This window comes from Owenweeksia hongkongensis DSM 17368 (assembly GCF_000236705.1).
Lineage (GTDB): Bacteria > Bacteroidota > Bacteroidia > Flavobacteriales > Schleiferiaceae > Owenweeksia > Owenweeksia hongkongensis.
Window position 1 is genome coordinate 2,092,907 of sequence record NC_016599.1, and the last position, 15,936, is coordinate 2,108,842.

Below are 15,936 nucleotides of genomic sequence, written 5' to 3' on the forward strand. Positions count from 1 at the left end.
TTATATAAATTTATCGATTACATATACCAACTGTACCACAGGCAGGTATATAATACTGGCAAACATCAGCGCACGAGCATCTTTAATTTCGCGCGTTTTGAAAAGCTTAATAGCTTTAATAAGGAAGAAAATTCCTGCTGCCAAAATAATCAAAGCGGCTACCCAGCTTAAGCTAAGACTTCCGGTAATCCCGAAAAATGGCAACAATGAAACAGGAATCGTAAATAAGGTGTAAAGTACTATTTGAGTAGCTGTGCGTGTGTCTCTTTCCCTTGAAGGCAAAAGCACATAACCAGCTTTTTTATACTCTTCGTCAGCTATCCAGCCAATAGCCCAAAAGTGAGCAAACTGCCATAAAAACTGCATGGCAAACAACACTCCCGGCTCAATATCAAAATCATTGGTAGCAGCTACCCATCCAAGCAAAGCAGGAATAGCTCCCGGCAAGGCACCTACAAAAACAGCAATTGGTCCTACTGCTTTTAAAGGAGTGTAAACCAACACATACATGAAAAGTGCAAAGGCCCCAAAACCTACAGTCAGCGGATTAATAAGAAAAAGAAGATACAACCCAACAAATGCCATAATGGTACAGGCAATCATAGCTTCCAACACCGAAAGACGACCAGTAGGCAACGGACGATTCATGGTTCTTTTCATCAAAAGATCACGATCTCGTTCTATAATTTGATTAAAACCATTGGCAGCACCTACCACTAAAAACCCACCAATACCTAAGTATAACATGGTAAGTCCAGAAATGGCATTAGCACCCAAAAGATATCCGGCCATAGCTGAATATACCACGCTCAGATTGAGCCGCGCCTTGGTAAGCTCAGTTACTGCCTTAAACTTTCCAGAAAGGCTAATACTCTGGGTTTCTATTTTTTGAATTTCTTCCAAGTACTGATTTTGAAGCGGCAAATTTACTACCCATTAATCGGGTATCCAAAATAGAATGATTCTAACTTAAGGGAGGTTGAATTGTTAATTTGACAACAAGTTAACTGGTCAATCAAAAAACACACACAACTCCTTACCGAGTTGACTATTTAACCACTCAACAAATTAACCTCTCACCCCTTCTTCACAATAAACCAAGGGTTCAACAAATCTTCTTTATTGTATTCAAGTGGTAGGTTATCGTCTGGGCGTACTACCTCAAAGCCTGCATATTTTGCAATAGCGTGACCCGCTGCCGTGTCCCACTCCATCGTTGGAGCAAATCGAGGATATACATCTGCGCTACCTTCGGCTACCATACATATTTTAAGACTACTTCCGCGCGACATTACCTCCGCATCCGGGTATTCTTTTCTTATTCCCTCAAAATATTGAGCGGTTTCATCACTCATATGCGAGCGACTGCCCACCATAGTAAATACTCTTTTTTGCTTTTCCGGCAAGGCATCAGATGCATTTAAGGTATCTTCCAAAGTATTCTTTGAGATTTTAGCCGCGGCTTCTGTAAGTCTACGGCTACCAAAACCATCTGCCCCAAAGTATAATGTGTCTTCCACAGGAACATAAATCACCCCCATAATGGGCGCTCCATTTTTTACCAGGGCAATGTTTACGGTAAACTCACCATTTCTCTTTATGAATTCTTTAGTACCATCCAATGGATCAACCACCCAAAGCAAAGGCCATTTGCTCCTTTCTTCAAAAGCAATCGATCTTCCTTCCTCACTCAAAACAGGAACACCCGTTTTCTCAAGAGTTTTCATAATTGCATTATGGGCACGTTTATCAGCAATGGTGAGAGGCGAATTGTCTTCCTTATATTCAACATCAAATTCATTCACATATACATCAAGAATTTCCTTTCCTCCATCAATAGTAGCTACAATAGCATCCTGAAGTAAAACTTTTAGATCGGCTGTGGTCATGATTAAAAAATGTTAGTAGCAATAAAAAACCCCCACAAAATGCAGGGGTTTCAAATAGCCAATTAGACTAATATATTATTGAAGCTTCGCATTGATAGGAAGCGTAAAACTCATACGTACTGACTTACCTCTTTGTTTAGCAGGAGTCATTTTTGGTAAAGACTTTACTACGCGTACCGCTTCATCATCAAGCATCTGATCTACACCTCTAACAACTTGTACGTTAGAAATAGCTCCATTTTTCTCAATCACAAAGTTTACATATACACGCCCCTGAATACCCATCTGACGAGCCATTTCAGGAAACTTAAAGTTCTTACCTACATATTTAAGAATCTGCTGTTGAAAACAAGCTTTCTTTTCATCGTTTGTAGACGCTTCTTCGCACCCCGGAAAAACAGGCACCGACTCCACTACTGCAAAGCTTAGAACTTCATCAGAAACCTCTTCTTCCATTTCTATGATTTCCACTTCTTCAGTTTCATCCGTTTCTGTAGATTGAATCTCAAGCTCTTCTTCCAACTCAACATCATCCTCTACAACCTCGATCACCTCTGGTGGCGGTGGAGGTGGTGGGGGTGGTGGGGCAGTTTGCCTTTGTGTAATCGGAATGATCTCATCGTCAATTTCCACGTCTACTTCTCCAAGATCAGAAAGACCTCCTTCGGAAGTACGCCATTGAATCATAACAATGGACAAAACTAATGCTATAACCAAACCTACCTGAAGGAAGATTCCTCTCATTTGCTCCAGGTCAGCTTTCGGATTTTTCTTTGGTTCCATTAATGCTTTTTTATCGGGGCTAAAGATACATAAATTCAATTGGGCTCTACAAATGAAATTTGATTACAATTACGTTAAATCCTCATTATCTGGATAGTTTAAAATTCACGGGAATGGTCATTTTCATCTTTACCTTTTTTCCTCGTTGAGTACCAGGCACAAATGTTGGCATATTCTCAATCACCCGCAATGCCTCGGTATTTAATGATTCGTAATTTCCCCGTACCACTTCCGCACTTTCCACTTCTCCAGATTTTGAAATAATAAAGGAAACGTACACTTTATCCTCCAACCTTAGTTTTTGCGCAACTGCCGGGTATTTGGTGTTTAAATTTATATATTCATTTATCCAGTCATTAAAGCACCGCTTTTGTTCATCAATGTTTATGGCAAGTTCACAATCCGATGGGCGTGCCATTTTTTCCATCATATAAAACTCTAGCGGCTCCTCTTCCAGTTCTTCTTCCTCTCCAATATCGTCAACTCCTTCTTCCGGGTTTTCTTCTGTATTTAATAGTTTATCCCAATCTAGCTTTGGGCTATGATCCTCTCCCTCTTCCGGTGGTAAGTTCTCATTTATATCAAACTTGGGAGTTTCCGGTTTTTCCAACTCTTTTACTGGTGTAATAGTAATTGGAATATCAGGGCCAAGTCCAGCTTCAATTGGCCGGTCTTCCAATATGGGCTGAGAAATTTCCTGTCTGTACTGAAAAACTATTAAAACAAATAGCAATGAGAGTGTAATGCCAATCATGAAAAACATAGCGCTCTTCTTTCCTAAGTCGGCCTTGGGGCTTTTTTTTGAATCCATAAAAAATAAGAATGATGTTGTAAGAGTGGGTTCCAATATGCGGAACAATCAGGCTAAAGCCCGATGTGACACAACAAGCATTAGCACAAAACTCAAGGAGCCAGAAGTATTGGCCACAAAATCAAACCAATCACCAACTCTGCCAGGCACGTAGTAAGATTGAAGTAATTCTATAACTCCACCAAAAACAATGCTGATTAAGCAGCTTATAAATAGAGCTTTGCCCGAAATAGGATTACCGTATTTGAAACGGAGAAATCCAAAATATATTAGAATTGTAGCCACAAAATATATGGCTGCGTGAATGAGCTTATCGTTGAGCGATTGAAACACATTCGGAACTTCAGGGCCGGGCATAGTGCTGAAGTATAAAATAAAAATACCCCAGACCAAGGCTGGGGTAAAATGTAATATGATATATGCAGAGTGCTTAGACTCCGGCTGCTTCTTTGTAGGCATTTACATCCAGTAGATCTACTAATTCAGAAGCATCGCTTATTTTTACTTTTATCATCCAGCCCTCACCATAAGGGTCAGAGTTTACCACTTCTGGAGATTCTTCAATTTTTGGATTCATTTCCAAAACCTCACCAGAGATAGGCATAAACAAATCAGAAACAGTTTTCACAGCCTCTACTGATCCAAACACTTCTTCTTTATCCAATTCTTCACCTTCAGTTTCGATTTCAACAAATACAATATCACCAAGTTCTGACTGTGCAAAGTCGGTAATACCGATAGTTGCTACATCGCCATCAATGCTAATCCACTCGTGATCTTTAGTATACTTTAGTTCTGCTGGAAAATTCATGCTGTATAATTTTTGGGCAAATTTAATTTTATTTCTGGTTACTCCTTTTTATGTACCAAGATTTAATCTAAGACTGATTCCAAACTGATGAGTAGTAAGCGGATATGAATTTGATGTTTCATACTTACTCATGTTCAAATCATAGAAAAGTTTGGTCTGAACCCTCTTGCTAATCTGATAATCTGCCGAGAATTTGAGGGTAGTCACTCTTTGCCCCTGTGACACCTGGTTGGTTTGCTCTACAATTTTTCTGATAAGTGTAATGTTTCTTCTTATACCTAAGTCCACCTTAAGCTCAAGATTACTTACCGGACTCTTTCTTCGTGCCCCTAGTTGTACAAATCCCAGCTTCACATCTTTAATAATGTAACCTGCACCTATCACCCACTCTTGTCCTTTGGTTTCAGTAATCTGAGCGTTGGTAAGGCCTAATGCTATATTTCTATCCTTCTTGTATTCGATACGTAAGGTTGCATTATTCTTGGTTTTCATATTAAAACCAACGAGTGGTGCAAACTGCTCGGAAAGAATAACCGACCCGACTTGAAAGTCTGGCATCAAATCACCGTTATTATTTAATGCTGGCTTCAATTCATCTTCAGGAACTCCCGCATCCAGTTGATCCTGAATATTTTGTTGCTTAAGCAAGTTGGTAGAAATACCTCCAAGTGTGTATGTAGAGCGGTACCCGTGAGTAACCACCACACTATTGAACCAATTTTTTACTGCTTTAATATTGGTAAGTCCATCGTAGGTAATTTGCCAGTTTGGCAATGGAATTTTCTTTTTATGATTCATCTCGGCATAGTTCACCTCTACGTCATTGATATTTGTACCTGAGTATGCCGAAACAAATGCAGGAATAAGCACATCCTGAGCATTATAACTAAAGTACTTGTAGCCCGCTGCCGATGAGTCCGAAGGCACGTTGTTTTCCACCACATTATATCCCGGGTTTTGCGAAGCGTAGTCCTGCGCCATCTCTTGGGCTATAATTTTTCTATACTCTAAGAAGTTGCTATACGTTTCTGAATCATAGGTTAAATCTTCAAACTGATCGCCCACCGTACCAATCATAATGTGGCTGATGGTAAAGTTTTCTGTCTCAAAAGTATTTTGACTTTCAAACATATCATTTTCACCATTATACCTAAAAAACTCAGACAAGCTGTGTGACTCGGTCCGCTGGGCATTAAACACTATTCTAAAGTTTTTGGCAGGCTCTGCTGTCAACCTAAAGTTCATATTCTCACTATATGTTTCGGTATATTGTGTAGGAAGCAATTCCGACTGTGTAAGCCAACCATTACTTACCGCATCCTGCTGAACATTAGTTTGCCCACCCATGGTAAACCAAAACCCCGGTGCATTATTATTATCTAAATCCATTCCCAAAATACTGGGCGTACCATTAAAACCGGGCAGCAAAGTTCCTTCAGCTAGTGAATAATTGGCAGATGCGTTTCTAAACATCATAAGGGTGCGGGCAACACCTGCTAGTACTTTTTGCAAAGTAGTTTCTTCCTCATCTTCTTTTGCAGAATCTTCACCTCGCCCCTGCCCTGGCAATCGGGGACCTCTGGGTCGCACTTCTCTTCCTGCCGTTTTACCATCATTTACTTTTTTCAGGTAAGGCACATTATTGTACAGACTTATCAGATTAAAATTATTATTTAATTGAATCCTCTGATTATTTTGAATCGTATTGCCATAATCCAAATCTGGATTTCCTGAAGCCCCAGCATTATTTGCGATAAGCGAATTGGCCTGCCAATCATAATCCCCAGTATAGCTGGCCTGTGTATTTACCCAATCCAAAAAGACAATTTTATTGATGGGAACCTGCCAGTTTACGTTTACCGTTTGGTGATAGTTAGTAGGGCGGCCAAAGTCTTTTAAGTTATCCCAAATAATTTCTTTCCTTCTCGCTTCATCTGGAATAGAATCGGGTGTAGCCTCATCTATTCGTGTACGCATATTCGCGGTGAAATCTACTTTAAGTGTTTTTGTAATATCATAAAGTAAAGAATACTGTCGGTTGAAATTAAAACTATTATTATACGTGGTATCCAAATCAAACAAAGGGTTATCGGGATAAGCTGTATTTCGCATTTGCATGGCATGCTTGCTTCTATCCAAAGTTCCAATTACCGTAAATTGCTTTGGCAGCAAATAGAAATTAAAATCATTCACAATTCGCAAATAATCATTCTTCATCCACTTCACCTTTTTAAAAGGCTCCACCGGTTTTGGTGAATGACGGAATGTATAGTTTAGGCTACCTCGATAATCTTTTCTTTCATCAAATGCCACATTAATGTTTCGTTGAAAAATCTTAGAATAGGTATAAGTTGCACTAAAGTTTTCTATATCCCATGGCATTGGCTTGTCCTGAGCTCGCTTACCTACTCTATCCTTTCTTACGTTGGTAAAGTTTATAGACTGCCTCTTAGTATAGTCTTGAGACATTTCTTTGAGCTCATCCCTTTCGGCATCAGTCTCCAAATTGGCCAATGCATCCTGAAACTCAATATCCGGATCAAGGGGGTTAAATTGAGGGTTTAACCACTCTTCTCCTGTTCCAAAAAACATTGGGATTCTAAGTCCTACATCTTGAGGGAAAAACTTGCCTAGCTCAAAGCTACTCTGCAAATCATAAGCAAACATTTGAAACTTGTTTCGCTCACTTACCGTTTGATCTATACTTCCAAAACCAATGGAACTTGTTCTACCGCTTACGCTAATATTTGCAAAGTCGGCAAGCTGCGCTGCCACTCTAGCATTAGCCGCCCATCCGCCACGTTGATCAAAGTCGCTTAGTCGCAATTCATTCACCCAAACTTCAGCACATTTTGGCAAACCGTCATCTGCACTATTCACTGTTCTTCTCTTAGGGTTTCTCACCCCAATCATTATGGTGCGCACGTTACTTAAGTTTGGCGCTCCCACCACGGTTATGGTTGCTTTTCCCTTTACTTGGCTAAACTCTTCGGTAATACTTGTATTGCTTGAACGGAAAGCTCTATCTCTGGCAAGCTTTACTTCTTTCAAATCCTCAAGCTCAAAGTCTACATCATTGGCCTCTGGCCAAATTAGATCTTCATCCGATGTACCATGCTCTGTTTCCGTCAGAGGAATTTCATACTCGTAAAAGTTTTGTTCATAATCGCTACCCATACGTATAAAAAGCATGAGGTCTCCATCTTTAAGGGCTCCCTGTCTATCATCCTGATTCACCACCCCATCTTCTGCATGCGCAAACATCTTTAGGCGATTATAATTACGCATGTCAAATTCAATGTTTTTAAACACCGCTCTGGATGCGCCATCTTTCAAATTGCATAATCTAAGCGAAAGCGATTGTTCATTTGCCTGCTGCGAAGAAGTTGTTCCAAAAACCACCTGACGATCAATTCCCGGAGGCACTACATAGGGGATTGGTAAACGATCACCATTTTGTTCAATGCTCACTGCATTTACCTCAAAAATTGTGTTATCACTAGCATCATCATTTAAGCGATCACCGTCTCCATCCAGGTCATAAGCATATCGTCTCCACTCACCTCGTACTAACTCAAGTTTTGCAAAGCGCAGCACCACATCATTCTTAAACCCTTTCATAAACATTCTGGCAAAACGAATAGATCTGAAATCACTTATAGGCCCTACCTTTTTATCTGGACTAAAAACAGGAACTTTAAACTGTACCCAGGTAGCGTTTACCTTTTTACCATTGGGCTGAACAGGTTGATCCTCTACCGGCACTACTCTAATATCAGTCACATAATTCTTACCCACTTTATTCAGATCCTCCTTTCTCATACTGATCCGATATTGATAGTATGCTTCAATTTTGTTCATCGTTTGGTCACGATTCACATCTTCAATATCCGGAGTGTTGGTGGCAAAGGCAATTACGCCATCTACTTCGGTAGGATCACTGTTTCCTTCTGGGTTATTATAATTTTTGTACCGCTCTAGGATTGTTGCCTTTTCCTGATCTAAGCTATTACCACGGTAATATCTAAAGTTATCAGCAGCAGGGTCTCCTGTAACGGAGGTGTAGGCAATACTTTGCTGACCAAGTGTATTTATAATTCTTGTTAAATACGGATCATAAGGCCCATCCGTCCAGCTACCTTCTTCATTGTCACCAATAAGGTCATACCCTACATCCTGAAAATCACGAGCAGCAGGGTCATTATCAAAAGCTACTACCACTGGTCTCACAGCCGGAGCGTACCCCCATTCAGTAGAGTCTAGTTTAGAAACATCGCCATCAGCTGGGATTCCATTTTCTACGGCTTGCTTACCATCTCTAAGTATGTCTTCAGAAACATTACCTAAGTTTAAATACAAGTCTCCTTCCAAGGTGGAAGGAGAAGCTTCGTCCCCTTCAAAAGGGTTTAATACCCAGAACTGTACGAACTCAATATTTTGCTCCTCAAAGTTGGTGGTAGAAAGATCTCTCATAATACCTCCCCATCGTTGTTCAGGATTGTTAAGCTCACCATCTGCATTAATACCCGCTGAAACTGAAGTAGGCTCTACATCATAGTTGTACGGACCACGTTCTTTTGGATAATACGCCAAATCCAGCACCGATATATAGTTTACCTGCGAGGCATCTTGTTGAATATTTGGAAAAACTTCGCTCACAGTAACTTGTCTTACAAATTGCCCAGATTGGAACTCCGGATCATCCTTCATATGCTGTGGCAATGCCCCATCACTATTACGATGAAAAAGTGGATCAATAGTATACCATGCTAGCTTTGCTCGGTTAAAGCCGTTTTCGATACCTGTAGAGGCTCCAGCGGGAAATAAATCCAGCTGACCGGCCGGTGTACTGGCCAACCTCCAAGCTTGTGGTGCCATTATGTTAATAGTCGTCTGGCTACTTTCAAAATCATCGAGGTATGTGGTAGCCTCGCCATCTATCTCAATACCGCGAGGAGAACCTGGTACCAATTGTGCAAACTCACCTTGAACGGTAATACTGGAAGGTGCCTTGGTTTCAATAAATGGGATCGCATCTACTGCCCGAGTAAGATATGGGGCATCTTTACTATACTGCCCATTTAGCCCCCACATGGTATTAGCAATGGGTTCTGTACCAATATTTACTTTTTGCGTAAGCGGCTTTTCGGACAAGCGAACTACAGTAGCGCCAATACTTAAATTTTCATTAAACTGATAATCCGCATTAACCCCCATAAAAGTTTTTGTCTGGAAATTGAATACCGCATTATTTTCAAAGTCTACCTTAATGGGAGTACCCGATTGCAGAATACCTTCATCTATAATTTTTACTCTCCCCAAATTGTAATCTACGGTATAGTCCACATTTTCTATAAGTTGCCTGCCCCCAGCTGTAACCACTACCGAGCCTTGTGGAATATTAAAAGCATTCAAAGAAATTTCGGAAGAAGAAGTAGACTTGTATTGTCCTTTCAGCAAATACTTATTTAGCTGGGCTTCATTTTGCGCCTTAAATCGTGTAGAGTCATACAACTGTTGAAAGACATATTTTTCCCTATCATCAGGATCACTTAGCTGCCGGGCTATGTTGCTACCAAAAGGCTCTAGTACCGGGAAAATTATCTTTCCGTTTTGTGGAGTAATGGTAATGTTATTGATAAAGTCAAAAAATCCATCAGGCGATGGGTCATTGTTTGCATTCAATTTATCCAGACCAGTAGCGCGTAGCAATAGTTCGTCACTCAATTCTCCATCCGGTAACAGCGGAATTGGAGTTCCCGTTTCATCATTACGGTAAAGTACATCTAGTCTAAAATCTTCTTGATTTACCTGATAGGCATTCAAGCTATAGATGTTTTTCATCATCAGATCCCAAATAGGAAGGTTCACATTTAGAATAGAACTCTTCAGCATTTTGGTCATAAGTGGCTTTGGTGCAGCCACACCATCTGTAGAAAATTCACCCACCTGATATGTTTTGCCACCTGCCGTAAACTGGAAAGCAACAGCCAGGATCTCATCCTGATTTAGTGAACTACTAAGTGATATATAACCCAACTGTGAATTATAGCTATACTCTCCGCTACTAAGTTTTCGAGCATTAGTAAGGTCTACAAATTCTATTGCCTCTTGATATCCCGCTGATTGCAGCGAGCTGGTAGCCCTCGAAATATCTCTAATACCAGGCACGTCTGCTTCTAACACTTCTGGATTTAATGCGTTGTTTCGGTTATCAGGAAAACCTTGGTTTGGATAGAACCTACCATAAATATCAGGACCCGGAATATTAGCCGTAGTACTTCGGTATGCACCAGGACCATCGCTTTCACCAAGATCCATAAAGGCTACAATATTTCTATTGTCCTCCGTGGCTTGGCGTGTGTTGGTCACCCATACTTCTACTTTGGTAATTTGCACGGGTGAAGTAAGCAATGGGCGATTAGCCAAAAAGGCTTCATAGTTTTCACGGAAATAATGCGAAAGAAAGAAGTGACGATTCGCATCATAATTATCGGCAGAGATTTCGAAATCTGTAGTAGTAGCACCACCTTGCACATTAATCGATGATGATTGACTTCTTTGCTCAGAGAACACACCCGTTACCATTAGCTTTCCAAACTGAAACTGCCCTTTTACTCCAAACAGACTTTGAGCCCCACTTATCAGTGAGCTATTAAGCGGAAGACTAACATTACCAAGTTCTATCTTTTTGATGATGTCATCCTCGTCACCTGTAAACTCAACCTTCATTTGGTTTTCAAAACTAAAGGTAGCTTCGGTATCGTAGTTTGTTGTAATCTTTAATTTTTCACCAACATTACCAGTAATGTTCATTTGAATACGTTGATCAAAGTCAAACGTAAAAGTGCTTCTATTTCTTTCTGGAATTAGTGGGTTGTCAATCTTCTGAATCCTTCCGCCAAAGCGCAGCTCGGCATACCCTTGAGGGCGAATATCTATAGTGTTGCTACCAAATAGCTTATTAAACAGTTCACTATTTACTTGAATTTGCGGTATAAGTGAGCTACCGGGATCACGGCCTTCATCCGCATCCGCTTGAGCACTCTGTGTTTTAGACTTCCAGTAATCATCTACCTGCTTACGAGCCACGTAATCGCGATATTCATCTGGTGTCATAAACATGGGCGGCTTTGAGGTAAGGTTACCTATTTTTTCGGTAACTATATACTGCCCCGTCTCATCATCATATTCTACATCGTTCGAATAATTGGAAGGGTCATTCATATAAAGACCACCAGACTCATCCCCAAACGGGTAAGGCAATGTAGAATCAGGGTCAGTAGAATCTTGAGGAATAAGAATACCGTTACGCTCCACCTCTAAGTACACATATCGTGAACCCGTGTAGCCAGCCAAGGCAATTGCCGCAGCCATAAAAATGACAAAGCTAAGAGGCGCACGTAATCCCTTCTTCATTATAATCTCTTCAACGCTTGCTTTATGATCTCTTCCACTCCAGCATCAGGCGTTTCACCCGTTAGCTGCACCAAGAGTCTTTCTGTTTGTTTTGGAGTATACCCTAGTACTTCCAAAGCAGAAGCTGCTTCTACTTTTACACCGGCCGGTGCCCCCATTGTGGTAATCGAAGTTTCAATACCTGTTACCTTATCTTTTAGGTCAATGATAATTCGCTGGGCTGTTTTGGCACCAATGCCTTTTATGGATTGTAATAAACGTACATTCTCAGATGAAATTGCGCTAATCACTTCCTCAGAAGAAAGGCTACTTAAAATGACTCTAGCCGTATTACCTCCCACTCCACTCACCGAAATCAGTTGAATAAAAATGTCTCTTTCTGATTTAGCATTAAACCCAAATAGTGTTTGAGAGTCTTCTTTGTATATGGCATGAGTAAATAACTTCACGCTAGGTTTGGCACAAATATTGGAATATGTAGATAGGGTAATATTGACTAAATATCCCACACCGGCACAGTCCAACACCGCATAGGTTGGTGTTACCTCTGTCAATTTCCCTTCTATATAATATATCATTCGCGCAAGTAGAGTTTAAGGTTCTGCAAGTTTAGTCCTTGATTGGGATTAAGAACGGCAAAAATAGAAATTTCATATACCTACAAAACAAAAAAAGCCACGCGCTTGGCGTGGCTTCATAATCAACATGTTAAGACTCTATTTTATAACCAGCTTCTTAGAAGTTGTTACTTCACCATTAGATTTAATGATGTAAAAATAAACTCCACGAGACAATTTTGAAACATCCAGTTTCAATTGATCATCTACCTCGGTAAGTTCTCGACTATACACCTTAGTACCCACCATGCTTACTAGTTCAAAGCTTGCACTCTCACCCCTCATGCCTGTATACTTCACATTAAGAATGCCTGAAGCCGGATTTGGATATACCGCGAATTCGTCAAAAGACTTTTCTTCAATTCCTATTCCTCCTGTCACCTCATAATTTGCAGTAAAAGCAACTGAGTCAGAAGGATTGTCTACATCATACCATACATATGTAATAGGTCCGCTTCTATTTACACCATCTTGATCTGGATACACATGGCCAATAAACACATCACCTCCACCAGTAGCCTGGCCTGCCCCAATTGTAATTGTACCTGGACTAACCGACACTGATGCCTTATAACAAACAACCCAGCAAATGGCGTTACTATCGGTTAAAGCATTGTAGTTCTTGTCTATTCTCTTACATCCCACCTCAATAGCCTGAGAGCTATTGTTACGGATATTTATATCAATAGTTAAATCATCCGCTGTAACAGCATCACCGCTTGTATGAGATGAATCAACATTTTCGATAGTAAGGCTTTGCGCCATCACCATAGATCCTGCACACAGCAAAAGGGAAAGTAATTTTAACTTCATAATCATATACATTTAGATAGGCGAAGATAAATAAACTTCATAAGAACATCATCTTATTATAAGATTTAACACACTTTAAGCCCCACTAAACGATGCATGCATACAATAACTTTTATCCAAATGTATACTTAGTGTTAGGATTTTTTTACATTCGTCACATATTCCCTAAATTATTAGAAATTATGAAAAAACTATTATCCCTGTCCATTTTTACAGCGTATTCCGTTGTAGGCATGGCTCAATTACCTGTAAGCACATCTGCAGAAAACAAAAATGCCGTGCTTGAAGAATTCACTGGAATCTACTGTCAGTTTTGTCCTGATGGGCATAAAAGAGCAAAGGATTTTTCTACCGCAAACCCTGGTGATGTTGTCTTAATTAACATTCACACTGGTGGCTATGCTGCTCCAGGAGCAGGTGATCCTGATTTCCGTACTCCTTATGGTGCTGCTATTGCAGGTCAAAGTAACCTTGCTGGATACCCTGCAGGAACAATGAATAGAAGAGAGTTCACCGGAATGCAACAAAATGGTTCTGGTACCGCTATGAGCCGTGGCGATTGGGCTACAGCTGGTACTACAGTAATTGGTGAGTCATCTTATGCTAATATTGCTATTGAAGGCGATATCGACTATGCAGCCAATACTCTTACCATTGATGTAGAAACTTACTTCACCGGAGCTGCTCCAGGATCTACTGTAAAATTGAATGTAGCTGTACTTCAAAGTAATATTCCTGGCCCACAAACTGGAATGGCTGCGAACCCTACACAGGTAGTTAATGGTGTATATTACCACGATCATATGTTGCGTGATTTGTTAACTGGTCAATGGGGTATTGATATTCCAACAACTCAAAATGTTGTGAATTCATATTCTTACACATGGCCTATTCCAGCTGACATCAATGGTGTACCTGTTTCTATGGGAGATCTTGAAATTGCAGCTTTTATCAGCGAAACACAACAAGTTATCGTAACTGGTGCTACAGGTCCGGTAAACTTTACACTTCCTGCTGGAGTAAGCACTGCTGACTTGGAAGCTGTGAGTACCATGTCCAATAATGGTGGTTACTGCCAAACTTCAATAACTCCTGAGTTTACTATTCAAAACAATGAGAGTTTTGCTGTAGATAGTGCTGAAGCAATTTTGGTAATGAATGGTGGTGCTCCTATTTCACAATGGGTAACTAACATTCCTGCAAATGGAACCAAACTAGTTACTTTTCCATCTCAAAACTTGGTAGCTGGAGCTAATACTTTTAGTTTCTCAACATCTGTAACTGGTGTATACAAGTATATTGATGTAACTGCAGCTAATAACAATGCATCTGCTGATGATGTCTACATGGTGAGTTCTACCGTAAACAATTATCCTATGGCGAATGATTTTGAAGGATTACCATTGGGAGGTTTACCAAGCAATATGATTGTAGAGGACAACACTGGTCGTCTTTATGCAGTAGATCAAAGTGTTGCTACTGGTCTTCCTATTCCACTAGGAGGATACGGACAATCTGTTACTTCTTTCCGTTTTGACTTTGCAACTATTGATCCAGGCACTGTGTCTTCTTTAGTATCTGAAAAAGTAAGCCTTGCAAACGCAAATGGTTCTGAAGTTCAATTTGACTATGCATACGGTGTTCGTGGTACAAGTACAGGAGATATGCTAGAAGCATTTGTTTCTGTAGACTGCGGTCAAAACTGGATTAGAATTTGGGATGCAACTGCTGGTTCAGGGCTTGAAACTGCACCTGCTACTGCTTCTGGAAGTCGTTTTTACCCAATAGCTGCTAATAACTGGAAAACTATTAGCGCATACATCTCTGGTATAGACGGAGCTGCTGAAGTAATGATCAAAATAAAAGGAACTTCTGCCCTAGGTAATGCCCTTTACTTTGATAACTTAATGATTGATGGCAAGCCAATCGGTCTTGCTGAAATAAATGCTGCTGAAACTGCAAGCGTTTATCCTAATCCAGCAACGGATAAATTCTTTGTAGAATTGAATGAGCCTACTGACTTTAATGTACAGCTTAGCACTACTACTGGTCAAGTAGTAAGAGTTGCTGATTTTACTAAAACCACAAAAGCGGAAATCAACACTAACGGCCTAGCTAAAGGTGTTTATATTCTGAATATTTCTTCTGATAATGGTACTTCTTCTCAAAGAGTAACTATTGCAGATTAATCTTTGGGTTAGTTTTTGAACCTTAATAGCCACGACCGACAGAATTGTTGGTCGTGGCTTAATTATTAAATACATTTTCGATGAATAAATTTATTCCTACCCTTTTCCTTAGTCTTATTTGCTCAATTGGTCTCTTAGCTCAAGAAGGGTTGCCTAGCATTCAAATTAAAGACCTAATGGGTAACCAAGTGGATGCATCTACTTTGAGTAATGACGGAAAACCTATTGTTGTAAGCTTTTGGGCAACTTGGTGCAAACCATGTATTCGCGAGCTAAGCACCATTAATGATGACTACATTGACTGGCAGGATGAGACTGGTGTTAAGTTAATCGCTATTTCTATCGATGATAGCCGTTTATCAAGTAAGGTTCGTCCTTTTGTAACTGGCCAAGGCTGGGAATACGAGGTGTACTTAGATGAGAACTCTGAACTTAGACGTGCTTTAAATGTGAATAACATCCCTCATACTTTTTTACTTAACGGAGAAGGTGAGATCGTGTGGCAACACAATGGTTACATACCCGGTGATGAGGATCATTTATATGAGCTAATCACCAAATTGGTGAACGGAGAAGACATCAACGAGTAAAGCACCCAAACCCG

11 protein-coding genes are annotated in these 15,936 nt (G+C 40.3%); 2 read left to right on the forward strand and 9 right to left on the reverse strand.

The genetic code is table 11. The features are described 5' to 3' along the window. From cyoE to OWEHO_RS09440, 9 genes are all read right to left on the reverse strand, one after another. Complete coding sequence (cyoE, locus tag OWEHO_RS09400) at positions 1 to 903, reverse strand: heme o synthase (RefSeq protein WP_014202242.1); 903 nt, start codon at positions 901 to 903, stop codon at positions 1 to 3. Positions 904 to 1,076: 173 nt separating this feature from the next. After that, a complete protein-coding gene (cysQ, locus tag OWEHO_RS09405) occupies positions 1,077 to 1,889 on the reverse strand; it encodes a 3'(2'),5'-bisphosphate nucleotidase CysQ (RefSeq protein ID WP_014202243.1) in 813 nt (270 codons plus the stop codon). A 75-nt stretch (positions 1,890 to 1,964) separates the two neighbouring features. Then, entirely contained in the window at positions 1,965 to 2,672 is a 708-nt protein-coding gene (locus OWEHO_RS09410) for an energy transducer TonB (protein WP_014202244.1), read from the reverse strand. A gap of 85 nt (positions 2,673 to 2,757) precedes the next feature. After that, a complete protein-coding gene (locus OWEHO_RS09415; RefSeq protein ID WP_014202245.1) occupies positions 2,758 to 3,483 on the reverse strand; it encodes an energy transducer TonB in 726 nt (241 codons plus the stop codon). Positions 3,484 to 3,531: 48 nt separating this feature from the next. Further along, the gene (locus OWEHO_RS09420) at positions 3,532 to 3,942 is read right to left on the reverse strand and encodes a VanZ family protein (RefSeq protein ID WP_014202246.1); all 411 of its coding nucleotides are present in this window, start codon (positions 3,940 to 3,942) and stop codon (positions 3,532 to 3,534) included. Continuing rightward, positions 3,914 to 4,294, reverse strand: coding sequence for a glycine cleavage system protein GcvH (gcvH, locus tag OWEHO_RS09425; protein WP_014202247.1), 381 nt, complete (start codon positions 4,292 to 4,294; stop codon positions 3,914 to 3,916). The genes OWEHO_RS09420 and gcvH overlap by 29 nt, the downstream gene beginning before the upstream one ends. A gap of 48 nt (positions 4,295 to 4,342) precedes the next feature. Then, positions 4,343 to 11,713: a T9SS outer membrane translocon Sov/SprA gene (gene sov, locus OWEHO_RS09430; RefSeq protein ID WP_014202248.1), complete on the reverse strand. Its 7,371-nt coding sequence runs from the start codon at positions 11,711 to 11,713 to the stop codon at positions 4,343 to 4,345. After that, positions 11,713 to 12,291 (reverse strand): Holliday junction branch migration protein RuvA, encoded by a 579-nt coding sequence (ruvA, locus tag OWEHO_RS09435; protein WP_014202249.1) that lies wholly within the window; start codon positions 12,289 to 12,291, stop codon positions 11,713 to 11,715. The genes sov and ruvA overlap by 1 nt, the downstream gene beginning before the upstream one ends. Positions 12,292 to 12,429: 138 nt before the next feature. Continuing rightward, positions 12,430 to 13,143 carry a T9SS type A sorting domain-containing protein gene (locus tag OWEHO_RS09440; RefSeq protein WP_014202250.1) on the reverse strand — a complete coding sequence of 238 codons (714 nt, stop codon included), beginning with the start codon at positions 13,141 to 13,143 and terminating at the stop codon, positions 12,430 to 12,432. 182 nt (positions 13,144 to 13,325) lie between these two features. Here OWEHO_RS09440 and OWEHO_RS09445 point away from each other — a divergent pair, with 182 nt between their 5' ends. After that, the gene (locus tag OWEHO_RS09445; protein ID WP_169312776.1) at positions 13,326 to 15,332 is read left to right on the forward strand and encodes a T9SS type A sorting domain-containing protein; all 2,007 of its coding nucleotides are present in this window, start codon (positions 13,326 to 13,328) and stop codon (positions 15,330 to 15,332) included. Between the two features lie 80 nt (positions 15,333 to 15,412). After that, positions 15,413 to 15,922, forward strand: a complete 510-nt coding sequence (locus OWEHO_RS09450) for a TlpA family protein disulfide reductase (protein WP_014202252.1) — start codon at positions 15,413 to 15,415, stop codon at positions 15,920 to 15,922. Positions 15,923 to 15,936 lie beyond the last annotated feature (14 nt).